Origin of the sequence: Stenotrophomonas maltophilia (assembly GCF_025642255.1) — a bacterium.
Classification (GTDB): Bacteria; Pseudomonadota; Gammaproteobacteria; order Xanthomonadales; family Xanthomonadaceae; genus Stenotrophomonas; species Stenotrophomonas maltophilia_P.
In genome coordinates, this window is the sequence record NZ_CP106759.1 from 2,720,154 (window position 1) to 2,745,287 (window position 25,134).

General features: G+C 67.7%; 26 protein-coding genes and 2 tRNA genes. 20 read left to right on the plus strand and 8 right to left on the minus strand.

Annotated features, from left to right (window positions below; genetic code table 11):
• Nucleotides 1–31: 31 nt before the first annotated feature.
• The 3 genes from N8888_RS12500 to N8888_RS12510 form a co-directional block, all read right to left on the minus strand.
• On the minus strand, nucleotides 32–1,069 hold the full coding sequence (locus N8888_RS12500; RefSeq protein WP_053516884.1) for a LacI family DNA-binding transcriptional regulator: 1,038 nt from the start codon (nucleotides 1,067–1,069) through the stop codon (nucleotides 32–34).
• 148 nt (nucleotides 1,070–1,217) lie between these two features.
• A complete protein-coding gene (locus N8888_RS12505; RefSeq protein WP_430542985.1) occupies nucleotides 1,218–1,478 on the minus strand; it encodes a BolA family protein in 261 nt (86 codons plus the stop codon).
• Between the two features lie 11 nt (nucleotides 1,479–1,489).
• The gene (locus N8888_RS12510; RefSeq protein ID WP_065175545.1) at nucleotides 1,490–1,789 is read right to left on the minus strand and encodes a YciI family protein; all 300 of its coding nucleotides are present in this window, start codon (nucleotides 1,787–1,789) and stop codon (nucleotides 1,490–1,492) included.
• A 359-nt stretch (nucleotides 1,790–2,148) separates the two neighbouring features.
• Here N8888_RS12510 and N8888_RS12515 point away from each other — a divergent pair, with 359 nt between their 5' ends.
• Genes N8888_RS12515 through N8888_RS12525 form a run of 3 tightly spaced genes read left to right on the plus strand, consistent with a single transcriptional unit; the run spans nucleotide 2,149 to nucleotide 5,540 of the window.
• Complete coding sequence (locus N8888_RS12515; protein WP_053516881.1) at nucleotides 2,149–3,054, plus strand: segregation and condensation protein A; 906 nt, start codon at nucleotides 2,149–2,151, stop codon at nucleotides 3,052–3,054.
• A gap of 13 nt (nucleotides 3,055–3,067) precedes the next feature.
• Nucleotides 3,068–3,940 carry an SMC-Scp complex subunit ScpB gene (gene scpB, locus N8888_RS12520; RefSeq protein WP_263175086.1) on the plus strand — a complete coding sequence of 291 codons (873 nt, stop codon included), beginning with the start codon at nucleotides 3,068–3,070 and terminating at the stop codon, nucleotides 3,938–3,940.
• Nucleotides 3,933–5,540: a pseudouridine synthase gene (locus N8888_RS12525; RefSeq protein WP_053516879.1), complete on the plus strand. Its 1,608-nt coding sequence runs from the start codon at nucleotides 3,933–3,935 to the stop codon at nucleotides 5,538–5,540. Before scpB ends, N8888_RS12525 begins: the two co-directional genes overlap by 8 nt.
• Before the next feature lie 79 nt (nucleotides 5,541–5,619).
• Here the strand turns inward: N8888_RS12525 and N8888_RS12530 are convergent, their stop codons facing one another.
• From N8888_RS12530 to N8888_RS12540, 3 genes are all read right to left on the minus strand, one after another.
• On the minus strand, nucleotides 5,620–6,054 hold the full coding sequence (locus N8888_RS12530) for a hypothetical protein (RefSeq protein WP_053516878.1): 435 nt from the start codon (nucleotides 6,052–6,054) through the stop codon (nucleotides 5,620–5,622).
• A gap of 105 nt (nucleotides 6,055–6,159) precedes the next feature.
• Nucleotides 6,160–6,966 carry an amidohydrolase gene (locus tag N8888_RS12535; protein WP_263175088.1) on the minus strand — a complete coding sequence of 269 codons (807 nt, stop codon included), beginning with the start codon at nucleotides 6,964–6,966 and terminating at the stop codon, nucleotides 6,160–6,162.
• Nucleotides 6,967–6,980: 14 nt separating this feature from the next.
• Nucleotides 6,981–8,129, minus strand: a complete 1,149-nt coding sequence (locus N8888_RS12540) for a pyridoxal phosphate-dependent aminotransferase (protein ID WP_263175089.1) — start codon at nucleotides 8,127–8,129, stop codon at nucleotides 6,981–6,983.
• Between the two features lie 143 nt (nucleotides 8,130–8,272).
• On the opposite strand from N8888_RS12540, the gene ccmA reads away from it, so the two are divergent.
• The 11 genes from ccmA to N8888_RS12595 all read left to right on the plus strand — a co-directional run bounded on the left by ccmA (nucleotide 8,273) and on the right by N8888_RS12595 (nucleotide 16,736).
• The gene (ccmA, locus tag N8888_RS12545) at nucleotides 8,273–8,974 is read left to right on the plus strand and encodes a heme ABC exporter ATP-binding protein CcmA (protein WP_428992327.1); all 702 of its coding nucleotides are present in this window, start codon (nucleotides 8,273–8,275) and stop codon (nucleotides 8,972–8,974) included.
• Nucleotides 8,971–9,666 carry a heme exporter protein CcmB gene (gene ccmB / locus N8888_RS12550; protein ID WP_053516872.1) on the plus strand — a complete coding sequence of 232 codons (696 nt, stop codon included), beginning with the start codon at nucleotides 8,971–8,973 and terminating at the stop codon, nucleotides 9,664–9,666. The genes ccmA and ccmB overlap by 4 nt, the downstream gene beginning before the upstream one ends.
• 43 nt (nucleotides 9,667–9,709) lie before the next feature.
• Nucleotides 9,710–10,480, plus strand: coding sequence for a heme ABC transporter permease CcmC (ccmC, locus tag N8888_RS12555; RefSeq protein ID WP_193396145.1), 771 nt, complete (start codon nucleotides 9,710–9,712; stop codon nucleotides 10,478–10,480).
• Nucleotides 10,477–10,665, plus strand: a complete 189-nt coding sequence (gene ccmD, locus N8888_RS12560; RefSeq protein ID WP_053516869.1) for a heme exporter protein CcmD — start codon at nucleotides 10,477–10,479, stop codon at nucleotides 10,663–10,665. The genes ccmC and ccmD overlap by 4 nt, the downstream gene beginning before the upstream one ends.
• Nucleotides 10,662–11,138, plus strand: a complete 477-nt coding sequence (gene ccmE, locus N8888_RS12565; protein WP_262218736.1) for a cytochrome c maturation protein CcmE — start codon at nucleotides 10,662–10,664, stop codon at nucleotides 11,136–11,138. Before ccmD ends, ccmE begins: the two co-directional genes overlap by 4 nt.
• Nucleotides 11,139–13,058, plus strand: a complete 1,920-nt coding sequence (locus N8888_RS12570; RefSeq protein WP_262218734.1) for a heme lyase CcmF/NrfE family subunit — start codon at nucleotides 11,139–11,141, stop codon at nucleotides 13,056–13,058. It abuts the gene before it with no gap.
• 8 nt (nucleotides 13,059–13,066) lie between these two features.
• Complete coding sequence (locus N8888_RS12575) at nucleotides 13,067–13,684, plus strand: DsbE family thiol:disulfide interchange protein (protein ID WP_053516864.1); 618 nt, start codon at nucleotides 13,067–13,069, stop codon at nucleotides 13,682–13,684.
• A 4-nt stretch (nucleotides 13,685–13,688) separates the two neighbouring features.
• Entirely contained in the window at nucleotides 13,689–14,135 is a 447-nt protein-coding gene (locus N8888_RS12580; protein WP_430542986.1) for a cytochrome c-type biogenesis protein, read from the plus strand.
• Entirely contained in the window at nucleotides 14,129–15,121 is a 993-nt protein-coding gene (locus N8888_RS12585; protein WP_414488331.1) for a tetratricopeptide repeat protein, read from the plus strand. Before N8888_RS12580 ends, N8888_RS12585 begins: the two co-directional genes overlap by 7 nt.
• A gap of 161 nt (nucleotides 15,122–15,282) precedes the next feature.
• Nucleotides 15,283–16,395: a homoserine O-acetyltransferase MetX gene (gene metX / locus N8888_RS12590; protein WP_111186426.1), complete on the plus strand. Its 1,113-nt coding sequence runs from the start codon at nucleotides 15,283–15,285 to the stop codon at nucleotides 16,393–16,395.
• The gene (locus tag N8888_RS12595) at nucleotides 16,395–16,736 is read left to right on the plus strand and encodes a DUF1294 domain-containing protein (protein ID WP_053520347.1); all 342 of its coding nucleotides are present in this window, start codon (nucleotides 16,395–16,397) and stop codon (nucleotides 16,734–16,736) included. The genes metX and N8888_RS12595 overlap by 1 nt, the downstream gene beginning before the upstream one ends.
• Nucleotides 16,737–16,749: 13 nt before the next feature.
• On the opposite strand, the gene cydC is transcribed toward N8888_RS12595, so the two are convergent.
• Both cydC and cydD read right to left on the minus strand, forming a co-directional pair.
• Entirely contained in the window at nucleotides 16,750–18,423 is a 1,674-nt protein-coding gene (cydC, locus tag N8888_RS12600) for a thiol reductant ABC exporter subunit CydC (protein ID WP_263175101.1), read from the minus strand.
• Entirely contained in the window at nucleotides 18,420–20,159 is a 1,740-nt protein-coding gene (gene cydD, locus N8888_RS12605) for a thiol reductant ABC exporter subunit CydD (protein ID WP_263175102.1), read from the minus strand. The genes cydC and cydD overlap by 4 nt, the downstream gene beginning before the upstream one ends.
• A 228-nt stretch (nucleotides 20,160–20,387) precedes the next feature.
• On the opposite strand from cydD, the gene N8888_RS12610 reads away from it, so the two are divergent.
• The 6 genes from N8888_RS12610 (at nucleotide 20,388) to N8888_RS12635 (ending at nucleotide 25,117) form a co-directional block, all read left to right on the plus strand.
• Nucleotides 20,388–21,977: a cytochrome ubiquinol oxidase subunit I gene (locus N8888_RS12610; protein WP_263175104.1), complete on the plus strand. Its 1,590-nt coding sequence runs from the start codon at nucleotides 20,388–20,390 to the stop codon at nucleotides 21,975–21,977.
• A gap of 17 nt (nucleotides 21,978–21,994) precedes the next feature.
• Nucleotides 21,995–23,146, plus strand: a complete 1,152-nt coding sequence (gene cydB / locus N8888_RS12615) for a cytochrome d ubiquinol oxidase subunit II (protein ID WP_053520343.1) — start codon at nucleotides 21,995–21,997, stop codon at nucleotides 23,144–23,146.
• 27 nt (nucleotides 23,147–23,173) lie between these two features.
• Nucleotides 23,174–23,290 (plus strand): cytochrome bd-I oxidase subunit CydX, encoded by a 117-nt coding sequence (gene cydX, locus N8888_RS12620; protein WP_053520342.1) that lies wholly within the window; start codon nucleotides 23,174–23,176, stop codon nucleotides 23,288–23,290.
• A gap of 55 nt (nucleotides 23,291–23,345) precedes the next feature.
• Nucleotides 23,346–23,422 (plus strand) — tRNA-Pro (locus N8888_RS12625).
• A gap of 140 nt (nucleotides 23,423–23,562) precedes the next feature.
• Nucleotides 23,563–23,639, plus strand: a tRNA-Pro gene (locus N8888_RS12630).
• A gap of 272 nt (nucleotides 23,640–23,911) precedes the next feature.
• Nucleotides 23,912–25,117, plus strand: coding sequence for a CynX/NimT family MFS transporter (locus tag N8888_RS12635; protein WP_197600310.1), 1,206 nt, complete (start codon nucleotides 23,912–23,914; stop codon nucleotides 25,115–25,117).
• Nucleotides 25,118–25,134: the final 17 nt, after the last annotated feature.

Here is a 25,134-nt window from a genome sequence, read left to right on the forward strand (position 1 = left end):
ATCAATCAAAAAAGAAGGAACGCCTCCGGCTTCAACGGCCGGATGGCGGAGTGGTGGAATCGCGAACAACGAGACGGGGTACCAGGGTCTGCTTGTCCCCGGCCCCTTCCGTGGAGGTGCCGTCCATCAACTGCATCAGGCGCGTCATCGCCCGATCGCCGAGCTCGGCGATGCTGACCTGCATGGTGGTCAGCGACGGGTGAACGAAACGTGCCAGCGGAATGTCATCAAAACCCGCCAGGGCGACATCGGACGGAACATGGACGCCTGCCTGCGCGAAGGCGTACAGGCAGCCAAGTGCCATCATGTCGTTGGCGGCGAACACGGCATCGGGCAGCGTGCCGGCTGCCAACAACTCCTGACCGGCGCGATGGCCGGAAGCTTCGTCGAAATCACCGGGCAGCTCGATGCCTTCGGCGCTGCCGCCGGCAGCCGCCAGCGCGTCACGGAAGCCGCGCAGGCGCTCGCGCGCGTCGAAGTTGAGGTCCGGGCCAGAAATGAAGGCGATGCGCCGGTGACCGGCATCGAGCAGATGACGGGTCATCGCCATTGCGCCCGCGTGGTCGTCGATGCTCAACACCGGATGATCCTGCCCAGGCAGGTAGGTGTTGATCAGTACGGTGGGCAGCGACTGCGGCAGGTTGTCGGTCAGGAAGCCGGGGCTCTCCGCATAGGGCGAGAGCACCAGCAGGCCATCGACACGCCCGCGCATGGCGCGCAGGGCAGCACCCTGCTGCTCCTGGTCGCCGTGGTAGCTGGACACCAGCAGATGCTGGCGGCGACTGCGGGCAACGCCGTCGATGCCGCGCATCAGCTCGGAGAAGAACTCGCCGTACAGGTCCGGCAGCACCACGCCGACCGTGTTGGTGCGGCGGCTGCTCAGGCTGCGGGCGGCGGCGTGCGGGGTGTAACGCAGCCGTGCGGCCACCTCCAGCACAAGCTGGCGGACCGGTTCGGCGACATTTTCATGCCCGTTGAGCGCGCGGGAAACCGTAGCCACGGAGACCCGGGCTTCGCGTGCGACATCCTTGATTGTAATGGCTGCCTTGTTCACGAAGCCGCCCTCCACGGCTTGGACCTACCAGCATTGGCGCGGAATGTAAGCGTTTCCATCTGGGCTTGTAAACTGTCCGTTAGACGAATGTCCTGAAATGGACATGGAAATCTGTCCCTGACGGTCCACGCACGGACCGGCAATGACAGTGCGGGACAAGGGCTCAGCCCTGTTCTGACGGTGCCAGCGCGCGGATGGACAGCGCGTGGATGTCGGTCTCCATCATCGCGCCCAACGCCGCGTATACCGCGCGGTGGCGGGCCAGCGGGCCGAGGCCGGTAAAGCGCTCGCTGACCACATGCACGTTGAAATGGCCACGGCCATCGCGCGCGCCAGCGTGGCCGGCATGACGATGACTGTCGTCCTCGATCTCGAGCACGCTCGGGGCCAGCGCCTGCTGCAGCGCATCACGGATCCGCTCCATCCGGTCCGCGTTCACGGCAGCACCTGGCGGAAGGGCCGCACCTGCACCCTTACGTAGACACCTGCGGCCACATAGGGGTCCGCATCGGCCCAGGCCTGCGCCTCCGGCAGCGACCCGAAGCGGGCGATCACCACCGAACCACTGAACCCCGCCGGGCCTGGATCTTCGCTGTCGATCGCCGGACAAGGGCCGGCCAGCAGCAGTCTCCCTTCATCACGCAGCGCGTGCAGCCGCGCCAGGTGTTCCGGCCGGGCCTGCAGCCGTTGCGTCAGCACGTCCTGGCCGTCATAGCCTTCAATCACATACCACACCGGCATTTCCTCGCTCGCGTTGTCGGGTCCGCCGATTCTAGCCAAAGCCCCCTCGCCCTGGCCGCGGCTGGACACTGGCGCGGCAAAGGCTTACCCTAGAGTCCATTGCACGTGGCTGGATGCAGCAACCCGTCGGTTTTTGCGGCCAACGCAGCCCCCGACGACCGACCTGCCGCTTCCGGGCAGGCCACGTAGACGACCTCCCCGTAGTCCCGTCGCTGCCGTCTCCTGCGGCGCGTCCTGCTGTTTGATATGTGTGGAATCGCGCCGAGACAGGCGCGCCTGGTGCCTTGGGGCCCGCGGTGCACGCGCGGCGCCGGGTGCCGCGACTGGTCCGTTGCAATCCTGATGTCCATTAGATGACTTCCGAACTCGCGCTCGACGCGAACCCGCCAACCCGGCCGCCCGCCCCCCAGCAGCAGGAAATGCCGCTGGCCGTCGTGCATGGGCAACCGGTCCTGCAGATCCCGCAGGACCTGTACATCCCGCCGGATGCGCTGGAAGTCATCCTGGATGCCTTCGAAGGTCCGCTGGATCTGCTGCTGTACCTGATCCGCCGGCAGAACCTGGACGTGCTGGACATCCCCGTGGCCGAGATCACCCGGCAGTACGTGGAGTACATCACCGTGATGCGCGAGCTGCGCTTCGAACTGGCGGCCGAGTATCTGGTGATGGCAGCGATCCTGGCCGAGGTGAAGTCGCGCATGCTGCTGCCGCGCCCGGTCAGCGACGAAGGCGATGAAGCCGATCCGCGCGCCGAACTGGTGCGCCGGCTGCAGGAGTACGAACGTTTCAAGCAGGCGGCTGAGGACATCGATGCCCTGCCCCGCCAGGACCGGGACACCACGGTGGCCCATGCCTTCATGCCCGAACGCGCGACGGTGAAACTGCCGCCGCCGGTGGACCTGAAGGAGATGCTGCTGGCGCTGCACGATGTGCTCAAGCGCGCCGAGCTGTTCAGCGGCCACGCGATCAAGCGCGAGGCGCTGAGCGTGAGGCAGCGCATGGGCGAAGTGCTCGGCCGCATGGAAGACGGCAGGTTCTACCGTTTTGAAAGCCTGTTCACTGCTGAAGAAGGCAAGCTGGGCGTGCTGGTCACCTTCCTGGCCGTGCTGGAACTGGCCAAGGAGCAACTGCTGGACATCGTCCAGGAGGAACCGCTGGCGGCGATCTACGTGAAGTCGCTGGCGGCCGGCAACACCAATGCCCCGCTGCAGTTCAGCAGCGAGTTCGACGACAACGACGCCGCCAACGAGAACGAGTGAGCGCTGCCTGCCGATGGATCAACCGCTGATCAACCGCATTGTCGAAGGTGCCCTGCTGGCCTCCAGCCAGCCGCTGACCCTGGCCCAGCTGAAAGACCTGTTCCCGGAAGAGGAACCAGCACCGCCGGGCAGCATCGAACGTGCGCTGGAGCACCTGCGCGAAGGCTGCGAAGGCCGCGGCGTGGAACTGGTCGAGGTCGCCTCGGGCTTCCGCTACCAGGTCACCGGCGAGGTGCATGGCTGGATCAGCCGGCTGTGGACCGAACGCAAGACCCGCTACACCCGTGCCACCCTGGAAACGCTGGCGCTGATCGCCTACCGGCAACCGATCACCCGCGGCGAGATCGAGCAGGTGCGCGGCGTCGCTGTCAGCAGCAACATCATCCAGGCACTGGAAGAACGCGAATGGATCCGCGTCGTCGGCCACCGCGACGTGCCCGGCAAGCCGGCACTGTTCGGCACCACCAAGAGCTTCCTGGATTACTTCGGCCTCAAGCGCCTGGATGAGCTGCCGCCGCTGTCGGAGTTGAAGGACCTGGGCGAGCTGGAACCACAGCTGGCCCTGGACCGCGATGCACCGGCTGCCGCCAGCGCCGACGGCCCCGACGTTTCGGCCGAGCCGGACGGGGCCGCCAATGATGATGCCGGCCTGGCCGGTGGCAACACCCCGCATTCCGCCGACGCAGTCCCTGCGGCGGCCACCGATGAGCAAGCACCTTCGCCCCTCGATGATGGGCACCCCGATTCCGCGCCGGGCGAGCGCGCGGTGCCAGTGAACGAACGCGAAGACAACGCCGTCGCGACGACGACCGTGGCTGTTGACCAAGCCGATTCCGAACCAGAGGCCGACCTCGAAACCGTCGGCCGGAGCAAAACTGATGAGTGACACCCCTCGCAAGCTGTCGTTGAACAAGCTCTCGCTCAAGCGCGAAGCCACCTCCGAACAGTTCAAGTTGGAAGAACGCCTGCACAAGGTCCTGGCCCAGGCCGGCCTTGGCTCGCGCCGCGCGCTGGAACAGCGCATCGCCGAAGGCCTGGTCAAGGTCAACGGTGAAGTTGCGCAGACCGGCATGTCGGTCAAGAGCGGCGACAAGATCGAACTGGACGGCCGCGGCTTCGTCGCCACGGCGCTGTCCGAACCCTCGCGCGTGCTGGTCTACAACAAGCCGGAAGGCGAAGTGACCACCCGCGAAGACCCCGAAGGCCGTCCGACCGTGTTCGAATCGCTGCCGCCGCTGAAGGGCGCGCGCTGGATCGCGATCGGTCGCCTCGACATCAACACCACCGGCCTGCTGCTGGCGACCACCGACGGTGAACTGGCCAACGCGATGATGCACCCGTCCTTCGAGGTCGAGCGCGAGTACGTGGTCCGCGTGCGTGCACCGGAAGGCCAGGAAAAGGTGGCCGATGCCATCGTCGACCGCCTTGCCCGTGGCGTCGCGCTGGAAGACGGCCCGGCCAAGTTCGACGAGATCGAACGCATCGGCGGTACCGATTCGCACGACTGGTTCCGCGTCGTGGTCAAGGAAGGCCGCAACCGCGAAGTGCGCCGCCTGTGGGAATCGCAGGGCTGCCAGGTCAGTCGCCTCAAGCGCACCCGCTACGGCCGGGTCAGCCTGCCGCGCGAACTGGCCCGTGGCCAGTCGGTCGAGCTGCCGAGCGCCCAGGTCGAAGCACTGCGTGCTGAACTGAAGCTGGAAGAAGGCGCTCCGTCGGCCCTCACCCTGCAGCCGGTGATCGGCCAGCGCCGCGCCGCCAAGACCACCGTGCGCGTGCGTGAAGGTGGCCGTGGCAACGCCTACGTCAATGGCCACAGCACGGCCGACGAAGGGCGCGAACTGCGCCGTTTCGACACCCTGCGCGAAGACCGTGGCCGTGGACGCAACGGCAAGGGGGGCGGCTTCAAGGGCGGCCTCACGGTCAGCGGCGAGGCCGCGGCCAAGCAGTCGCAGAAGCCGTTCAAGCAGCGCAAGCCGAAGAATGACCGTTCGCTGCCGGAAGGCAATCCGGCTGCGTTCCGCACCTGGTACGTGCCCGATGGCGTCAGCACCGGCCCGAGCGGCCACCGCAACGCCGGTCCGGGCGCGCGTGGTCCGGGCGGCGGCCAGGGCCGTCCTTATGGCAAGCCGAAGGGTCCGGGCGCCGCAGGCGGCCAGGGTCGCGGCGGCGCCGGTGGCCAGGGCCGTCCCGGCGCGGGCAACCGCAGCCAGGGCGCGCAGGGCAACAAGCATCCGTACGGGCATCCGGGCAACGCCCCGAGCTTCCCGTCCGACCACGCCAACCCGGGCTTCAATCCGTATGGCAGCCCGAAGCCGGCGCAGGGTGCCCGTCCGGGCAGCCGCGGTCCCGGCGGCGGCAACCGTGGCCCGGGTGGCCCCGGTGGCAATCGCGGCCCCGGCGGTCCGGGGGGCAACCGCGGTGCGGGCGGCCCCGGCGGCAATCGTGGCCCGGGTGGCCCCCGTCGCGGCGGCCCGCGCGGCGGCTGATCGGCAGCACGCCTGACATGAAAAACCCCGGCATTGGCCGGGGTTTTTCGTTATCGGGTGCCGCTGCGACGGGAACCGGTCAACGCCGGCTGATGGTGAAGGCCGTGCCGTCCACACCCAGGTCCCAGCCCTTGCCGGTACCGGACAGCGCCAGCGAGATGTCGCCCTTGGTCATCACCTGCGCATTGCTGGATTTCACCGCACCGGCATGAGCCCCCACCGACGCGTAGGTACCGAGCAGTTCATCCACGCTGACGGCGCCGGTGAAGCTGCCGCGCCCGTCGGTGATCTTCGATTTGCCCACGGTCAGGCCACCGCCCTTCATCTGGATGCGCACCGGCAGACTGGCACCGTTGCTGCAGCTGACGGTGCCGGTGCCCGAGGCCGTCTTGTAGATCAGCGACCAGCCGGACAGGTTGTAGCGCAGGTGGCAGTCGAGGTTGCCACCGGCATGCGCGGCCGGAGCCAGGGAGGTGGCGGCCAGCGCCAGCAGCAGGGCAAGGGACTTGTTCATCGGCAGGACTTCCACAGCGTTCGGACTGCCGGCGAATCTAGCAGCGCGCGCGTGCAGGGTGAATGCAGGCGCGCACGGTGATGCGGGCAGCGTTCAGCCCTTCGTTCAGGCCTGCACGTCCAGATGGAAAGCATCGGCATCGAGCATCGCCGGGAAGCGCGCACGGTGCAGCGCCAGCGCGTCGGCCGAAATGGTGGTGGTCACCACCTGCTCGCGCTCGCGGATCTCCACCTGCGGCTGGCCGAGGAAATCCAGCACGGCGCTGTCGCCGGCATAGTGCAGCTGGTTGCCGTCCACGCCGACACGGTTGACCGCAGCGACGAAGCACAGGTTCTCGATGGCGCGTGCGCGCAGCAGCGTCTTCCACGCGTAGGCACGCGCCGAGGGCCAGTTGGCAACGAAGATCTGCAGATCGAAATCCAGCTGTTCGGGCCGTTCCACGTTGTAGCGGTTGCGGCAGAACACCGGGAACCGCAGGTCGTAGCAGACCTGCGGATTGATGCGCCAGCCCTTCCATTCCACGCAGAGGCGGTCGCGGCCGGCGGCATAGCGCTCGTGCTCGCCGCCATAGCGGAACAGGTGGCGCTTGTCGTAGTACTGCAGTCCACCGTCGGGGGTCGCGAACAGCAGCCGGTTGTACACGCCCGCGCCGTCGCGCAGCTGCACACTGCCGACCACTGCCGCGTTCAAGGTTCTGGCCTGTTCGCGCACCCAGGCGACGGTGGGGCCATCCATGCCTTCAGCCTGTGCGATGGCCTCGTTGGAGAAGCCACTGGTGAAGGTCTCGGGCAGGATGACCAGATCTGTGGTGCCGGCGAGCGGCGCCAGCAGCGCGCCATAGTAGGTGCGGTTGCCGGCCGGGTCGTGCCAGCGGGTGTCGCCCTGGACGAGGGAAATGCGCAGATCCTGCATGGTCGTCACTCCGCTCACAGCAGGCGCAGGCGTTCGATCGCCGCGTCCAGGGTCGCCTCGTTCTTGGCGAAGCACAGCCGTACCAGGCGCTGGCCGGCCGGTGCGGTTTCGTAGAACGGCGACAGCGGGATGGCGGTGACGCCCTTCTCGATGGTCAGCCACTTCACGAATTCGTGGTCGGGCAGATCGCTGATGGCCGAGTAATCGACCAGCTGGAAGTAGCCGCCCGGCACCGGCAGCGGCTTCAGCCGCGTACCGGCCAGCTGCTCGCGGAAGCGGTCACGCTTGGCCTGGTAGAACGCGCCCAGTTCCAGGTGGTGCTCCGGTTCGTCGCGGATCATCGCGGCAAAGCCATACTGGGCCGGGCCGAAGCTGGTGAAGGTGTTGTACTGGTGCACCTTGCGGAATTCCGCGGTCAGCAGCGGCGGCGCCACCGCATAACCGATCTTCCAGCCGGTGCAGTGGTAGGTCTTGCCGAAGCTGGAGATGACGAAGGTCCGCTCGCGCAGTTCCGGGTAGCGCAGCACCGATTCGTGGCGGCGGCCATCGTAGATGATGTGCTCGTACACCTCATCGGAAATCAGGTAGATCTGCGTGCCACGCAGCACGTCGGCCAGCGCCTGCATGTCGGCCTCGTCCAGCATCGCACCGGAGGGGTTGTGCGGGGTGTTGACCATCAGCATGCGGGTGCGCGGCGTGATGGCCGCACGCACGCGGTCCCAGTCCACGGCGAACGTCTGCGGGTCCAGCGGCACGTGCACGGTGGTGGCGCCGGCCAGCTCGATGGCCGGCTCGTAGCAGTCATATGCGGGGTCCAGCACGATCACCTCCTCGCCGGCACGCACCACGGCGTGGATGGCGTTGAAGATGGCCTCGGTCGCGCCGCTGGTGACGGTGATTTCGGTGTCCGGGTCGACCTGGGCGCCATACAGGTCCAGTGACTTCTGCGCGATGGCCTGGCGCAGCGGCGCCACACCGGTCATCGGCGGATACTGGTTCAGGCCGGCCGCCATCGCCCTGGCGGTTTCGTCGATCAGGCGCTGCGGCGCGGAAAAATCCGGAAACCCCTGGCCCAGATTGACTGCACCGTGCTCGGCAGCGAGCTGGGACATGACGGTGAAGATGGTGGTACCGACCTTGGGCAGCTTGGTGGTGGGTTGCATCGGCCTGGGCTAATGGGAACAAGGGCTGGAAGTGTACGAAATCCGGACCCGGCCTGCGGCGCGGGCCGGTCGTGACGGGTCATGCCGGGCGGCTGTTTGCACATGCCCTTTCAGCGGGATACCGCGCTTGACGCTCGCCGGGCGTGGCCCGGCGCTACCGGGCGGATTTCATCGCTACAATTGCCGCCGCACTCCGGCATGAAGATCCCTGCCCCTTGGACACCCCTGCATTGCTGGCCGCCAGCGGCCTGAGCTTCTCGCGCAATGACGCGCCCGTGTTCGGCCCGCTGGACTTCCACGTGGATGCTGGCGAGGCGCTGCTCGTGCAGGGCGGCAACGGTGCCGGCAAGACCACCCTGCTGCGCGTGCTCGCCGGCCTTGCGCGACCCGGCGCCGGCCAGGTGCGGATCGACGGCAGGCCCGCCAGCAACGCCGAACGGGCGCGCTACGTCGCCTATCTCAGCCATCTTCCCGCGCTGAAGCCGGACCTGGACACACTGGAGAACCTGCACTTCCTGTGCGGCCTGCACGGGCGCCGGGCGCGGCAGATGCCGGGCAATGCGCTGGCCATCGTCGGCCTGGCCGGGTATGAGGACACCCTGGTGCGGCACCTGTCGGCCGGACAGAAGCGGCGGCTGGCGCTGGCCCGCATCTGGCTCTCGCCCGCCCCGCTGTGGCTGCTCGACGAGCCCTACGCCAACCTCGACCTGGAGGGCATCACCCTGGTCAACCGGATGATTTCGGCACACCTGCGTGCCGGTGGCGCCGCCCTGGTCACCACCCATGGGGCCTACGCCGCACCACCGGTGCGTACCCGCCAGCTCGACCTCGGCGGTGCCGCATGATCGCCCCGGGTACCGAACCTGGCCTGTGGCAGACCGCGCGCGCCCTGGTCAGGCGTGACCTGCGCCTGCTCTGGCGCCGCCGCGGCGATGCGTTGCAGCCGCTGCTGTTCGCCCTGCTGGTGGTGGTGCTGTTCGCACTGGCACAGGGACGCGATCCACAACCGCTGGCGGCGACCGCTGGTGCGGTGCTGTGGCTGGCGGTGCTGCTGGCCGGGCAGCTTGCGCTGGATTCGCTGTTCCGCTCCGACGCGGAGGATGGCTCGCTGGAGCAATGGCTGCTGGCACCGGTGCCACTGGCGTGGCTGGTGCTGGTGCGGGTGCTGCTGCACTGGGCCACCACGGCCCTGCCACTGATCGTACTGAGCCCGCTGCTGGCGGAAATGCTGCATCTGCCGCATGACCAGCTGCCGATGTTGCTGGCATCGTTGCTGCTGGGAACACCGTTGCTGAGCCTGATCGGTGGTGTGGTCGCTGCACTGACCGTGGGCATCCGGCGCTCTGGTATTCTCGTGGCGTTGCTGTCGTTGCCGTTGTACGTGCCGGTGCTGGTCTTCGGTGCAGGCAGCCTGGCTGCAGCCAGCCGTGGACAGGATCCGGTCGGCGCGCTGCTGATGCTGGGTGCCGGCCTGCTGGTGGCACTGGTGCTGGCACCGCTGGCGACTGCCGCTGCGATTCGTATTTCTCTGAGTTGATCGAGCTGAGAGCCAATCCACCCCTGCTGGATAGCCGTCACGCATGAATCCGATTGTCCGCTGGTTCCACCAACTCGGTTCTCCGCCCACGTTCGATCGTTTCGCCGCCCGCTGGTCGCGGGTGTTCTACCTCGCGGCCGTGCCGGTCCTGCTTGTCGGAATCTGGCAGGCATTGCTGGTGGTGCCGCCGGAAGCCCGGCAGCTGGACAGTTTCCGCATCCTCTACATCCATGTGCCCAGCGCCTGGATGAGCCTGTTCGTATTCGCGCTGATGGCGCTGTACGCCGCCATTGCCCTGATCTGGCGGATCAAGGTCTGCGAGATCCTGGCCATGGCGTGCGCGCCGATGGGCGCGGGGTTCACGCTGATCACCCTGCTCACCGGCAGCATCTGGGGCAAGGGCACGTGGGGGACCTGGTGGGACTGGGACCCGCGCATGACCAGCGAACTGGTGCTGCTGTTCCTGTATCTGGGCGTGATCGGCCTGTACCACGCCATCGAGGACCGCCGCAGTGCCGCCCGTGCGGCCGGTCTGCTGGCCATCGTCGGCGTCAGCCTGCTACCGGTGATCCGCTATTCCGTGGACTGGTGGGGTGGGTTGCACCAGCGCCAGTCGATCAACGTGTTCGGTGAATCGGCCATCGACAGTGCGATGATCGCCCCGCTGTGGTGGATGGTGATCGGTACCAAGTTCTGGTTCGCCGGTTCGGTGCTGGCCAAGGCGCGTGCCGACAATCTCGACCGCGAGGCCGGCAAGGCCTGGGTCGGCGGCCGCATCGACACCGCGCAGGCTGCTGCGGAGAACCCGCAATGAGCCACCTGCCCTACGTGATCGGTGCGTACGCGGTGTTCGTGCTGGTGCTCTGCGCCGACGCGCTCGGTTCCTGGCTGCGCCTGCGCGCCGCCCGGCGCATGGCACAGGCCCGGCAGCAGCGGCAGCAGGCACGTGCCAGCGCTCAGGATGTCCCACCGTCGCTGTCCACGGAGCTGGAACGATGACACCGGTCCAACGCCGCCGCCTGGCCTGGGTCCTGCTGGCCCTGCTCGCTTCCGGCCTGGCCACCGCGCTGGTGGCGATGGCACTGGAGCGCAACATTGCCTACCTGTACACGCCCTCCGAAGTGCTGCGTGGCGACGTCGAGCCGCAATCGCGGTTCCGCCTCGGCGGCATGGTGGTGAAGGGTTCCTTCAACCGCCCGCCCGGCTCGCTGGATGCCCACTTCCTGGTCACCGATGGCGATGCCCAGCTGGCGGTGACGACCTCGCGCATCCTGCCGGACATGTTCGCCGAAGGCACGGCCGTGGTCGCCAGCGGCCGCCTGCAGGAGGGCGCGCTGCAGAATGCCGTGTTCATCGCCGACGAAGTGCTGGCCAAGCATGACGAGCAGTACGTGCCGAAGGAAGTGGCCGACAAGATGGGCCAGGCCCATCTCAAGCACGACGTGCCGGTGACGGCACCCGAGGTCCGCTGAGTGCTGCCCGAACTGGGTCAGATCCTGCTGCTGTGCGCACTGCTGGCGTCGCTGCTGCTGGCCGGCCTGCCGCTGGCCGGCGCCCATCGCGGCAACGCGGCGTGGATGGCGGTGGCACGGCCGGCCGCTTACGCGCAGCTGCTGCTGGTGGCCGGTGCATTCGCGGTGCTGACCGCCACCTTCGTGCAGCAGGACTTCTCGGTGCGCTACGTGGCCGAGAACTCCAACTCACTGCTGCCACTCATCTACCGCTACTCGGCGGTGTGGGGCGCGCACGAAGGCTCGCTGCTGATGTGGGCGCTGGTGCTGGCGCTGTGGACTGGAGCGGTCGCGCTGTTCTCACGGCACCTGCCCCGACACGTGCAGGCGCGCGTGCTGGCGGTGATGGGCATCGTCAGCGTGGGCTTCCTCGCCTTCCTGATCTTCACCTCCAACCCGTTCCTGCGCTTGAACCCGGCCCCGCTGGAGGGCCGTGACCTCAATCCGCTGCTGCAGGATCCGGGACTGATCATCCACCCGCCGATGCTGTACCTGGGCTACGTGGGTTTCGCGGTGCCGTTCGCCTTCGCCGTGGCCGCGCTGCTGGAGGGACGCGTGGACGCACGCTGGCTGCGCTGGACGCGGCCATGGACCAATGTCGCCTGGGCGTTCCTGACCCTGGGCATCGCCCTGGGCAGCTGGTGGGCCTACTACGAACTGGGCTGGGGCGGCTGGTGGTTCTGGGATCCGGTCGAGAACGCCAGCTTCATGCCATGGCTGGTCGGCGCCGCACTGATCCACTCCCAAGCGGTCACCGAGAAGCGCGGCACCTTCGGCAGCTGGACCCTGCTGCTGGCGATCGCCGCATTCGCGCTGTCGCTGCTGGGCACGTTCCTGGTGCGCTCCGGCGTGCTGACCAGCGTGCACTCGTTCGCCGCCGATCCTTCGCGGGGCCTGTTCATCCTCGTGTTCCTGTCACTGCTGGTGGGTGGAAGCCTGCTGCTGTACGCGCTGCGCGCTGGCCAGCTGAGCATCGACGCCGATGATGCCCGCCGCGGCTTCACCGCAACCTCGCGCGAAACGCTGCTGCTGGCCAACAACCTGCTGCTGGCCACCGCCTGCGCGATGGTCCTGCTCGGCACGCTGTACCCGCTGCTGGCCGATGCGCTGGCGCTGGGCAAGATTTCGGTCGGCCCACCCTACTTCGGCAGCCTGTTCCTGCTGTTGATGGCGCCGTTGGTGCTGCTGCTGCCCTTCGGCCCGCTGGTGAAATGGCAGCGCGACCAGCCTTCGCGCGCCATGGCCCTGCTCGCCCCCTGGCTCGGCCTGGCGGTACTGCTCGGTGCGCTGGCCTGGTGGCAGGCGCCGCAGAACGGATGGAAAGCCGGCATCGGCGTCGCCGCGGCGGCCTGGGTCGCGCTGGGCACCGCCCGCTTCGTCTGGCAGCGGTTGCGTGGCAATGGCCGCTTTACTGCCGAAATGCTCGGCATGATCGTTGCCCATGCCGGCGTCGCCGTGTTTCTGGCGGGCGCGTTGCTGGTGGAAGCGCTGAACGTGCAGCGCGAAGTGGCGCTGGCACCGGGCCAGCAGATCGTGGTCGGCGGTCACGAAGTGCGCTTCGAAGGCGTGGATCACCGCGAGGGCCCCAACTTCATTGCCGACCGCGGTCATCTGCGGGTGTTCCGCGACGGCCGCGAACTGGCCCTGCTGCATCCGGAGAAGCGGCAGTACGCCAGCGGTGGCCAAGTGATGACCGAGGCCGGCATCGATGCGCGCATCGGCGGTGATGTCTACGTGGCATTGGGTGAGCCGCTGGGCAACAATGCATGGGCGGTCCGCGTCCACATCAAACCGTTCGTGCGCTGGATCTGGCTGGGCGCGCTGCTGATGGCCCTGGGTGGATTCATCACCGCCGCTGACCGCCGCTTCCGTCGTCCGTAGGAGTTTCCATGTCCGAGTCCCCCGCCCCGCGCCCCTCCCGCCCGCTGCCGCCGGTCGCCATCGTTATCGGCGTGCTGTTCTTCTTCGGCCTGCTCGGGTTGATGATCTACGGCGTGATGAAGTCGGGCGACCCGCAGCGCGACGTGCTGCCTTCGGCCCTCATCGACAAGCCCGCCCCCGCCTTCGCGCTGCCGGTGCTGCACGATCCGCAGATGATCGTGCGCAGCGAAGAACTGCGCGGTGCGCCCTATCTGCTGAACGTCTGGGGCAGCTGGTGCGCGGCCTGCCGCGAGGAACACCCGGTACTGACCCGTTTCGCCGAGAGCAAGCGCGTGCGCGTGATCGGCTACAACTGGAAAGACGACCCCACCGATGCCCTGCACTGGCTGGAACAGCTGGGCAATCCGTTCATGGTCGTGCTCAGCGACATCGAAGGCCGTACCGCGATCGACTGGGGCGTAACGGCCGCGCCGGAGACCTTCCTCGTCGACGGCAGCGGCATCGTGCGCTGGAAGTACAGCGGAGCGATGACGCAGAAGGTGGTCGACGAGAAGCTGATCCCGGCGCTGGAGAAGATCGAGAAGGCTCAGAACGATGCGGCCGGTTCGCAGCGCGTTGCTCCGTAGCGGCCTGCGCGGGCTGCTGGTACTGCTGCTGGCCGGGTCGTTGCCCGGCCTGGCGCAGCAACCACTGCATGACCCAAAGCCGCTGCAGTTCCGTGATGCAGCGGAGGAGCGTCGTTTCCACGACCTCGCCGCGCAGCTGCGCTGCGTGCAGTGCCAGAACCAGTCGCTGGCCGATTCCAACGCCCAGATCGCCCAGGACCTGCGCCGGGAGGTACTGCAGCTGATGCAGCAGGACCATGACGATACGCAGATCAAGCGCTTCCTCGTCGCCCGCTATGGCGACTTCGTGCTTTACCAGCCCCCACTGCAGCCGGGCACCTGGTTGCTGTGGGGTGGTCCGCTGCTGGTACTGGGCGCCGGCGCGCTGGTGGTGGTGGGCATCGTCCGCCGTCGTGCCCGTACCGTGGCCGCCGCACCGCCGACATCGGCCGACGAGGGAGAGGACTGGTGAACGATTGGCTGCTTTTCGCGGCTGCCGCCAGCGCTGCGCTCACTGCGCTGCTGGTGTTGTGGCCGCTGCGGCGGCAAGGCCGCACCGGCTTCCTCGTCGCCGTGGCTGCCGTGGGCATCGCCGGCGCCTGCCTGTACCAGCTGGTGGGGAACCCGCAGGCGGCACGGGTGCAGCCGGCGCCATCGGTGGCGACCCTGCGCGAGGGCGTGCAGGCCCTGCAGGGCGCGCTGCAGCGCGATCCACAACGTGCCGATGGCTGGGCCCTGCTCGGCCGCTCGCAGAGCGAACTGGGCAACGCCGCCGCGGCTGCCGAAGCCTTCGCACGCGCGGTGGCACTGGCACCGGACGACCCGGGCGTGCTGGTGGAAGCGGCACAGGCGCGCGCCCAGGCCGATGCCGGAAAGCAGTTCGACGACACCGCCGTATCGTGGCTGCAGCGGGCGCGCACGCTGGCGCCCGAAGCCGAACGGGCCAGCTGGCTGCTCGGCATCGCCCTGCGCCAGCGCGGCCGCAACAGCGAAGCCGCCGATGTCTGGAGTGGCCTGCTGCCGCACCTGGAACCGGGTGCCGCGCAGGCGCTGCAGGCACAGATCGCCATTGCCCGCGAAGCGGCCGCACAGGCGCATGATCCGGCCCCGGCGACCTCGCCTGCACTGCTGCAGGTGCGTGTGCAGCTGCCCACCTCCGTGCAGCATGCGCAATGGCCGGCGGGCGCGCAGATCTTCGTGCTGGCACGTGCGGTCGGCGGCCCGCCGATGCCGGTCGCGGTGCGCAAGCTGCCCCTGGCCGGTTTTCCCGGCACGGTCGGACTTGGCGACGGCGACAGTCCAATGCCCACCGCTCCCCTGTCAGCGCATCGCGAGGTGGAAGTACTGGCGCGGATCTCGCGCAGTGGCAGTGCCAATCGCGGCGACGGTGACCTGCAGAGCCTGCCGGTAAAGGTGACCCTGCCGCATGAGGATGTGGTGGAACTGCGGTTTCCGTAACACCGCACCGCTGCGCTCGCCGGGCACGGCCCGGCGCTACCTGTGCGCTTGCCATCGGTAGCGCCGGGCCATGCCCGACAGAGGGTTGGCGTGCGACATTCGCCCGCTGATGGAAACCAGCGTGTCGCCAGCTCCACATGTGGCCCCGCTAGAATGCCCGCATGACCGAATTCATTCCGCCCGGCACCCGCTTCCATGCCCTGCCTTCGCCCTTCCCGTTCAAGCGCGGCGGCGCCCTGCACGGTGCGCGCGTGGCCTACGAGACCTGGGGCACGCTGGCTGCCGATGGGGGCAACGCGATCCTGATCGTCACCGGCCTGTCGCCGGACGCACATGCCGCCGGCAACGCAGGCAATCCCGCACCGGGCTGGTGGGAGGCGATGCTCGGGCCGGGCAAGCCGATCGATACCGACCGCTGGTTCGTGGTCTGCGTGAACTCGCTGGGCAGCTGCAAGGGCTCGACAGGACCGGCATCGATCAATCCGGCGACCGGCGAACCGTACCGGCTCGACTTTCCCGAACTGTCGATCGAAGACGGCGCACGCGCCGCCGTCGAGGTGGTGCGTGCGCTGGGTATCGAACGGCTGGCCTGCGTGATCGGCAACTCGATGGGCGGCATGACCGCGCTGGCGGTGCTGATGCTGCATCCGGGAATCGCGCGCAGCCACATCAACATTTCCGGCAGTGCGCAGGCGCTGCCGTTCTCCATCGCCATCCGATCGCTGCAGCGGGAAGCGATCCGTCTCGATCCACGCTGGAACAGTGGCCGCTACGACGACACCCAGTACCCTGAATCCGGCATGCGCATGGCGCGCAAGCTGGGGGTGATCACCTACCGCTCGGCGCTGGAATGGGACGGCCGCTTCGGTCGCGTGCGCCTGGATTCGGACCAGGCCGACGACGATCCGTTCGGCCTGGAGTTCCAGGTCGAAAGTTATCTCGAAGGCCACGCGCGCCGCTTCGTGCGCTTCTTCGATCCGAACTGCTATCTGTACCTGAGCCGCTCGATGGACTGGTTCGACCTGGCCGAATATGCCGATGGCGATGTCATGGCTGGACTGGCCAGGATCCGTGTGGACAAGGCGCTGGCCATCGGTGCCAACACCGACATCCTGTTCCCGGTGCAGCAGCAGCAGCAGGTGGCCGACGGCCTGCGCGCCGGCGGCGCCGATGCACGCTTCATCGGACTGGACTCGCCGCAGGGCCATGATGCCTTCCTGGTCGATTTCGATCGGTTCGGCCCGGCTGTTCGCAGCTTCCTCGACACGCTCTAGTGGGATGGCGGCGTCATCTCGCGCTGGCCGCCTTCGGCGCGCTGATCGCACTGACGATCAGCGGCGTTCTGCCCCTGTGGCTGGGCGGCTGGTGCCTGCTGGCCAGTGCCGTGTCGTTTGGCCTGTATGGCCATGACAAGCGCGCCGCACAACGCAACCACCGGCGCATTCCGGAACGGACACTCCAACTGCTGGCCTTCGCCGGCGGCTGGCCTGGCGCATTGCTGGGCCAGGCGACGTTCCGCCACAAGCATCGCAAAGCCGCATTCCAGTGGGTATTCGGGTTGTGCGTGCTGGCCAATGTGGCCTCGATCGCCGTGATGCTGCGCGAATTTTCCTGATGAGGCGCGCCGCTCACGCCTCGCGGATCAGCGCGCCATCGCGCAACCGGTACTGCGCGTCGACCACGCCATCGGGCAGGTCGTCATGGGTGATCATCAACAGGCTGCGACCGTCCAGCAGGCCAGCCAGATCCTGCAGCAGGGCATGGGCCGTGTCCACGTCCAGGCCTTCGGTCGGTTCGTCCAGCAACAGGATCGGCGCGTTGCGCAACAGCGCGCGGGCCAGCGCCAGGCGTCGCGCCTGACCCGCGGACATCGTCGCACCGTTCTCGCCAACCCAGGCCAGCAGGCCACCATTGCGCTCGGCCCACTCGCCCAGCCGCACCCTGTGCAACACCGCCCACAGTGCAGCATCGTCGGCATCAGGATCCCCCAGGCGCAGGTTCTCCGCCACGCTGCCGGCGAACACCGGGGCGTTCTGCGGCAGCCAGGCCAGCTGCCGATGCCAATCGGCCTGGGCGAAATCACGCAGGTCCCGCCCGCCATAGGTCAGCCGGCCCTGCTGCGGATCCCACAGGCGCAGCAGCAGGCTGGACAACGTGGTCTTGCCGCAGCCACTATCGCCACGGATCGCGATGCGCTCGCCGGGCGCCAACGTCAGCTGCAGCCCGCGCAGCACCGGGCGTACCGCCCCCGGCCACTGGAAGTGGACGTCATCCCAGTGCACGCGTGCGTGCACCGGAACCGGCTGCGGTGCCAGCGGTTCGTCCACGGCCGGCGGCTGCTCGACGATGGACTGCAGGCGATCGACCGAGATGCGACCGGACTGCAACGACTGCCATGCCAGGCCCATCCCCGCCCACAGCTCGATCAGCGCCACCGTCAGGAACACCAGTCCGGCTGCCATTTCAGCGGCGATGCGCTGCTGCTCGGCCGCATGCAGGGCCAGTGCCAGCATGGCCACCAGGCCAAGTCCGGCCACGCTGCCGTGCAGTGTCGACGCGGCGATCAGGCGCCAGCGGCGACGGCGATCACGCGCGGCCAACTGCTTGGCGGCCACCCGCACCTTCAGCTGCCACGCCGCATCGGCATGCAGCGCCGCCAGATCGCCCGCGCCTTCCAATCCTTCAAACGCGGCAGTGCGCAGTGCGGCTCGATGCGCGGCGCGATCCGCTTCCTCGCCATCGCGGCCACGCACGCCCAGCCACGGCACACCGAAGGCAATCAGCGCGGCCAGCACCGCCAGCAGCACCGCTGCGGACGGCAGGATCATCGCCGCCGACAGCACGGCCACCATCGACAGGGCACCCAGCGCGACCAGCGGGCCCAGCGCGCGGACCAGCAGGCCGTCCACTTCACCGATATCACCGAGCAGGCGCGCGAGCAGCTCGCCGGTGCGGGTGGCACCCAGCCGCGCGGGCGCCAGTGGCAGGGCGCGCCGGAAGAACCATACCCGCAGGTCGCGGGCGATGCGCAACGTGGCATCGTGGCCAACCAGCTTCTCGAAATAGCGGGAAACGATGCGTGCCATGGTCAGGCCACGGATGCCGGCCGAAGGTGAAAAGAAGTTGAAGCCCTGGCCGAGACCGGCGGCACCGGCCAGCGCCGCTGCGGTGAGGAAGCCACCGGACAGGCCAAGCAGGGCGGTACCTGCCAGCATCGTGGTCCACAGCAGCAGCATGGTCAGCAGCAGACGCGGCCGCTGCTGCAGGAACACCGCACGCAGCGTATCGGGCGAGCGGCTCATGCGTGCACCGCCTGCGCCGGCTCGACCAGACGTCCTTCCGGCAGCAGCAGGCAGCGATCAGCCCAGGCGATCACGGCCGGGCTGTGGGTGGCAACCACCACGCTGCGGCCACGCGCGTAGGCGGCAAGACTGCGCAGCAGCGCTGCTTCGGTATCTGCATCGAGGAAGGCGGTCGGCTCATCCAGCAACAGCACCTGCGGATCGCGCAGCAGCAGGCGGGCCAGGCCGATGCGTCGTGCCTCGCCCCCGGACAGGCCGAAGCCGCGTTCACCGATGATCGTGTCCAGCCCCTGCGGCAACCCCTGCGCGAACGTGAGCACCTGCGCTGCCTCGGCCACCGCGCGCAATCGTGCATCACTGGCGCCAGGATCGGCCAGCCGCAGGTTGTCGGCGATGCTGCCGTGGAACAGATAGGGGCGCTGGCTGGCATAGGCCACCTGCACGCCGGGGCGCAGCATCAGCCTGCCCTCGCGCGGCGGCAGCCAGCCGGCCAGTGCCTCCAGCAGCGTGCTCTTGCCGCTGCCGCTGGCACCTACCAGTGCCAGCCGCTGGCCTGGTTCCAGCAGCACATCCACGCCCCGCAGCACATCCTGCGACGCGCCCAGCGGGCGCAGCACCAGGCCCTGTGCCTGCAGCGGCGGCAGTGCGGCCTCGGCCGGCTCCACTGCCAGCGGCACGACCTCGTTCTCGATCAATCCCTGCTCATCCGGCAACGACTGCAGCAGGCGCTCCACTTCGGCTGCCGCGGCCAGCGCGTTGGCACGATCGTGATAATGGGCGGCCAGTCGTCGCAGCGGTGCATAGAATTCCGGTGCCAGCAGCAGGCAGAACAGGCCTGCGCCCAACGTCGGCACGGCCGCATGCAGCGACATCATGCCCAGATAGCTCAAGCCCAGGTACAGCGCGACCATCGCCACGCTGACGGAAGCGAAGAACTCCAGCACCGTGGACGACAGGAACGCGATCCGCAGCACTTTCATCGTGCGCAGCCGCACGCCCTCGGCAGCGGCTTCTATGCCCGCCAGCTCGGCCTCGCCCCGTCCGTACACGCGCAGCAGGCCCAGGCCCTTGATGCGGTCGGCGAAATGGCCGCTCATGCGCGCCAGCTCACCCAGCTGCGCGCGACCTGCCGCTTCGGCGCCCCACCCCACCAGCATCATGAAGAACGGCACCAGCGGCGCCGTGAACAGCAGGATCAGCGCCACCACCCAATCCACCCAGGCCACCGCGGCCAGGATCAGCACGGGCACCACCACCACCTCAGTGCGCACCGGCAGGAAACCACTGTAATAATTCTCGATCGCATCACCATGATGCAGCAGCAGCTCGCCCAGCTCGCCGGTGCGGCGCTGCCGCAGCCACAGCGGCCCGTGGCCGAGCAGGCGCGCGAACACGCGCTCGCGCAGGGCCAGGCGGGCAGTGTCGGCAACATCGCCGGCGGCAGCCTGGGTCGCGCTGCCCAATGCCGTGCGCAGCAGGAGGATCAGCGCCAGTGCGGCCAGCACCGGCAGGCCCGAGGACAGCGGCGCCTGCTCCACCAGCACCTGCTGCACCAGCCAGGCGATGGCGGCGGCCTGGCCGATCAGCAGCGCGCCGGACAGGCTGATGCATACGGCCGCCAGGCGCTGGCGGCCCCGTGCCCCCCGCGCAAGGTCTGCCAGCCACGCGGTGCGGGCACGCCGCTGCCGGTTCGTCTCGGCTTCCGGCGAAAGGACGGTCGGTTCGGCAGCGCTCAAAGGGTCTTCACAGGGAGTGGAGGATGGATGGCATTGTAGGCATAGGCAACAGCCTCCCCCTGCGGCCAGGGGTCGCAGTTTTCACAGGGCCCGCATACGATCTCTTCGCGTACCTGTTCATACATTGATCTGGATCAAGGCTGTCTGAAGTAGTCGGTCACATCATTCACGTCGTAGACCACCCTTCCCGCCACCTGCAACGGCACTATCCAACGAGGTAGCCAGGCCATGATTGATCAGACAGTCGTAGAACTGTCGCGGCTGCAATTCGCGCTGACCGCGATGTACCACTTCCTATTCGTACCACTCACCCTGGGCCTGTCGTTCATGGTCGCCATCATGGAGAGTGTCTACGTGATGACCGGCAAGGAGATCTGGCGCCGGATGACCCTGTTCTGGGGCGTGCTTTTCGGCATCAACTTCGCCATGGGCGTGGCCACCGGCATCGTCATGGAATTCCAGTTCGGCATGAACTGGTCGTACTACAGCCATTATGTGGGTGACATCTTCGGTGCGCCGCTGGCGATCGAAGGGCTGATGGCCTTCTTCCTGGAAGCCACCTTCGTCGGCCTGTTCTTCTTCGGCTGGAACCGCCTGAGCAAGGTCAAGCACCTGACGGTCACCTGGCTGATGGCGCTGGGCACCAACCTGTCGGCGGTGTGGATCCTGATCGCCAACGGCTGGATGCAGAACCCCACCGGCGCGGTGTTCAACCCGGAAACCATGCGCATGGAAGTGGTCGATTTCATGGCCGTGGTGTTCAACCCGGTGGCGCAGGCCAAGTTCGTGCATACCGTCAGCGCCGGCTACGTGACCGGCGCGGTGTTCGTGATGTCGATCAGTGCCCTGTTCCTGCTGCGCAACAAGCACAAGGACCTGGCCCGCCGTTCGTTCGCGGTGGCCGCTGCGTTCGGCCTGCTGTCATCGCTGTCGGTGGTGGTGCTGGGCGATGAGAGTGGCTACGCCGCCAGCGAGCACCAGAAGATGAAGCTGGCTGCGATCGAGGCGATGTGGGAGACCGAGCGTGCCCCGGCGGACTTCACCGCCTTCGGCATTCCCAACCAGCAGACGCACCAGAACGACTATGCGGTGAAGATCCCATACCTGATGGGCCTGATCGCCACCCGTTCGCTGGACCAGCCGATCCCGGGCATCCTGGAACTGGTGGAGCGCGCCGAGCACCGCGTACGCGGCGGCCAGCTCGCCTACGGTGCGCTGGAGCGCCTGCGCGCCAACAAGAACGACGTCGAAGCCCGTGAGATGTTCGACCGCCACTGGCAGGATCTGGGCCATGGGCTGCTGCTCAAGCGCTACCGCGAGGACATCCTCAACGCCACCCCCGAGCAGATCTCGCAGGCGGCAATGGATACCGTGCCGCGCGTGATGCCGCTGTTCTGGACCTTCCGCGTGATGGCAGGCCTGGGCTTCTACCTGATCGCCTTCTTCGCATTGGCCTTCTACTACTCGTGCCGCAACAACTTCCAGGACAAGCGCTGGTTCCTCACGCTGGCCCTGTGGACGCTGCCGGCACCGTGGATCGCGATCGAATGCGGCTGGTTCGTGGCCGAGTACGGCCGTCAGCCCTGGGCGGTTGATGGCGTGCTGCCGACGTTCTACGCGGCATCGGGCCTGGCCCTGCACCAGATCGTGCTGACCCTGGCCGGCTTCACCGCGATCTACACCGCACTGATCGTGGTCGAGATCAAGCTGATGCTCAAGGCGATCCGCAAGGGTCCGGACGAGGTGCTGCCGTCGCTGCAGTCGCCCCGCCCGAATGCTTCCCACAATGCCGCAGCGCCGGCCGCCGGCCAGGCCTGAGGCAGGAGAAAACCAAGATGGATTTCATTCTTCTGGACTACACCACGCTGCGCGTGATCTGGTGGCTGCTGCTCGGCATCCTGCTGATCGGCTTCGCGGTGATGGATGGTTTCGACCTGGGAGTGGGCACGCTGCTGCCTTTCGTGGCCCGCACCGACGCCGAGCGCCGGCTGGTGATCAACACCATCGGCCCGGTATGGGAAGGCAACCAGGTGTGGCTGATCCTGGGTGGTGGTGCGATCTTCGCCGCCTGGCCGCCGCTGTACGCGGTCAGCTTCTCAGGCTTCTACCTGGCGATGTTCGTCATCCTGTTTGCCCTGATCCTGCGCCCGGTCGGCTTCAAGTTCCGCAGCAAGATGCCGGGCGAGCGCTGGCGCAACACCTGGGACTGGGCGCTGTTCATCGGCGGCTTCATCCCTGCGCTGATCATGGGCGTGGCGGTGGGCAACGTCCTGCTGGGCGTGCCGTTCCACTTCGATGACAGCATGCGCATCTTCTACACCGGCTCGTTCTTCGGGCTGCTGATGCCGTTCGCGCTGCTGGCCGGCCTGCTCAGCGTTTCCATGCTGGTGGCCCACGGTGCCGCGATGCTGGTGATCAAGACCGATGGCCCGGTGGCTGAACGCTCGGCACGCTTTGGCAGCATTGCCGCGCTGATCGCCTTCGCACTGTTCGCGGTGGGGGGAGCCTGGGTGGCCTTCGGCCTGCCGGGCTACCAGATCACCTCGCAGGTGATCACCGACGGCGCCACCAACCCGCTGCTGAAGAGCGCCGAGCTGGGCGCGGCCGGCGGCTGGATGCGCAACTACAGCACCATGCCGGCGACCCTGCTGGCGCCGCTGGTCGGCCTGCTTGGCCTGCTCGCCAGCGCGGTGCTGCTGCGTGCCCGTCGCGGCGGCCTGGCCTTCATCGCCTCCGGCGCAGCCATCGCCGGCATCATCCTGACCGTCGGCTTCGCGATCTTCCCGTTCCTGCTGCCGTCCTCCAGCCAGCCCACCTCCAGCCTGACCGTGTGGGATGCCTCGTCCAGCCATCTGACCCTGTGGATCATGCTGCTGGCCACGGTGGTGTTCCTGCCGATCATCCTCGCTTACACCACCTGGGTGTACCGCGTGCTCAAGGGCAAGACCACCAGCGATGAAATGGGCAGCAACCCCAACGCCTACTGATCCCCTGCCTCCCAAGGAGAACCGAACATGTGGTATTTCGCCTGGATCCTCGGCGCCGGCCTCGCCTCGACGGTCGCCATCCTCAACGGCATGTGGTTCGAAGCCCGCGAACAGAACCGCATCGACACAGAGAATCGTCGCTGAAATGTAAAAAAACCTTGCCGCCCAGGCCTTCACACGGTATCTTAGGCGGCTCCTTCGGGGTGTAGCTCAGTCTGGTAGAGCGCTACGTTCGGGACGTAGAGGTCGCAGGTTCGAATCCTGTCTCCCCGACCACTTCGGTGGTCGCATTGAAGCCTGGTGAAGTCGCCCAGGCTTTTTTGTTCCCTGAAGAGCCGCTGCCCCGGCAGCGTGAAGGAAACGGCGTTCACCCCTTGCCGCCATCGGGGTGAATGGCTAGAATAGGCGGCTCCCTTCGGGGTGTAGCTCAGTCTGGTAGAGCGCTACGTTCGGGACGTAGAGGTCGCAGGTTCGAATCCTGTCTCCCCGACCACTCCGGTGGTCACCAAGAAGCCTGGAAGACGCCATCGTCCTCCGGGTTTTTTTTGTGTCTGCCGTCCAGCGACCCGCCGGACGCGACGCCGGAGAGGCGCGCCGCAGCGTGCCGGAAAGTGCCGATAGCGACAGATTGCGCCGACGGGACCTCGCCCCGCCCGCCAGCCAGCCACGTACAATGATGCCCACTCCCCCACCCGCCGCGTCGGCGTAGACCGATGCCGGCGCTGCACGCCACTGTGGCGGCGTGCGACACCTGCAAGGACCACCATGAGCTCCTCCTCACCCGAATCGCCGTCGCTGCTGCACGGCCGCGTTCTGGCATTCGCCGCCATCCTGCTGGCGGCGGTCAACCTGCGCACTGCCGTCACCTCGATCACCCCGCTGCTGGACGTACTGGGCCAGCAGTTCGGATTCGGCACCACCATGACCGGCGTACTGGGCATGCTGCCGACCGCCTCGTTCGCGCTGTTCGGCGTGGCCACGCCGGCCGTGGCCCGGCGCCTGGGCCTGGAGCGCACCACCCTGCTGGCGATGATCCTGGCCACGGCAGGCCTGCTGCTGCGCTCCAGCGCCGGCAACGTCGGCACCCTGCTGCTGGGCGCAGTCGTCGCGCTGGCTGGAATGGGCATCGGCAACGTGGTGGTGCCGCCGCTGGTGAAGCGCTATTTCGCCAACAAGGTCGGCACCATGAGCACGCTCTACATCAGCGTGCTGCAGCTGGGCACCATGCTGCCGGCACTGCTGGCGGTGCCGGTGGCCAGCGCGGCCGGCTGGCGCGTATCGCTGGGCATGTGGGCATTGCTGGCATTGGCCGCCGCGCTGCCGTGGCTGGTACTGGCCAGGCGCGCGCCGAAGCCGCAGGCCGACGCTGCCGATCCCACCGCGCAGCCTCACGGCAAGGTCTGGCGCACCTCGTTGGGCTGGAGCATGACGCTGATGTTCGGCATGACATCGTTGATGACCTATTCGATGTTCACCTGGCTGCCGCGCATCGTGGTCGAAGCCGGCGCCACACCTGCGTTCGGTGGGGTGATGGTGGCGGTGTTCTCGGCGCTGGGCCTGTTGCCGTCGCTGGTCATTCCGTCGATGGCGGTGCGCCTGCAGAATCCGTTCCCGCTGGTCCTGATCGGCTATTCGTCATTCGTGATCGCCTTTGCCGGCCTGCTGCTGGCCCCCATGAAGGCGCCGCTGCTGTGGGCCTGCCTGCTCGGCGTGGGCCCCTCGACCTTCCCGCTGGCGCTGACCCTGATCAACCTGCGCACGCGTACCCCGACCGGTTCCGCCGCGCTGTCCGGCTTCATGCAGGGCGTGGGTTACAGCTTCAGCTGCCTGGGTCCGTTCCTGGTCGGTTGGCTGCATACCGTCAGCAACGGCTGGACGCTGCCGTTCGGCTTCCTGTTCGGCTGCGCCACGCTGATGCTGTGCGCATCGTGGGTGGCCTGCAAGCCGCGAAAGCTGGAAGACCTCTGGTAAACGGCTCGCCGCCGGCG

Coding starts and splice junctions, on each gene's coding strand:
- N8888_RS12535 (WP_263175088.1), bottom strand. CDS start 6,966: ATGCAGGATCTGCGCATTTCCCTCGTCCAGGGCGACACCCGCTGGCAC.
- ccmC (WP_193396145.1), top strand. CDS start 9,710: ATGAATCCGATTGTCCGCTGGTTCCACCAACTCGGTTCTCCGCCCACG.
- N8888_RS12635 (WP_197600310.1), top strand. CDS start 23,912: ATGAGCTCCTCCTCACCCGAATCGCCGTCGCTGCTGCACGGCCGCGTT.
- N8888_RS12530 (WP_053516878.1), bottom strand. CDS start 6,054: ATGAACAAGTCCCTTGCCCTGCTGCTGGCGCTGGCCGCCACCTCCCTG.
- N8888_RS12575 (WP_053516864.1), top strand. CDS start 13,067: ATGTCCGAGTCCCCCGCCCCGCGCCCCTCCCGCCCGCTGCCGCCGGTC.
- ccmE (WP_262218736.1), top strand. CDS start 10,662: ATGACACCGGTCCAACGCCGCCGCCTGGCCTGGGTCCTGCTGGCCCTG.
- cydC (WP_263175101.1), bottom strand. CDS start 18,423: ATGAGCCGCTCGCCCGATACGCTGCGTGCGGTGTTCCTGCAGCAGCGG.
- ccmD (WP_053516869.1), top strand. CDS start 10,477: ATGAGCCACCTGCCCTACGTGATCGGTGCGTACGCGGTGTTCGTGCTG.
- metX (WP_111186426.1), top strand. CDS start 15,283: ATGACCGAATTCATTCCGCCCGGCACCCGCTTCCATGCCCTGCCTTCG.
- scpB (WP_263175086.1), top strand. CDS start 3,068: ATGGATCAACCGCTGATCAACCGCATTGTCGAAGGTGCCCTGCTGGCC.
- cydB (WP_053520343.1), top strand. CDS start 21,995: ATGGATTTCATTCTTCTGGACTACACCACGCTGCGCGTGATCTGGTGG.
- N8888_RS12610 (WP_263175104.1), top strand. CDS start 20,388: ATGATTGATCAGACAGTCGTAGAACTGTCGCGGCTGCAATTCGCGCTG.
- N8888_RS12525 (WP_053516879.1), top strand. CDS start 3,933: ATGAGTGACACCCCTCGCAAGCTGTCGTTGAACAAGCTCTCGCTCAAG.
- N8888_RS12515 (WP_053516881.1), top strand. CDS start 2,149: ATGACTTCCGAACTCGCGCTCGACGCGAACCCGCCAACCCGGCCGCCC.
- ccmB (WP_053516872.1), top strand. CDS start 8,971: ATGATCGCCCCGGGTACCGAACCTGGCCTGTGGCAGACCGCGCGCGCC.
- cydX (WP_053520342.1), top strand. CDS start 23,174: ATGTGGTATTTCGCCTGGATCCTCGGCGCCGGCCTCGCCTCGACGGTC.
- N8888_RS12540 (WP_263175089.1), bottom strand. CDS start 8,129: ATGCAACCCACCACCAAGCTGCCCAAGGTCGGTACCACCATCTTCACC.
- N8888_RS12505 (WP_430542985.1), bottom strand. CDS start 1,478: ATGGAGCGGATCCGTGATGCGCTGCAGCAGGCGCTGGCCCCGAGCGTG.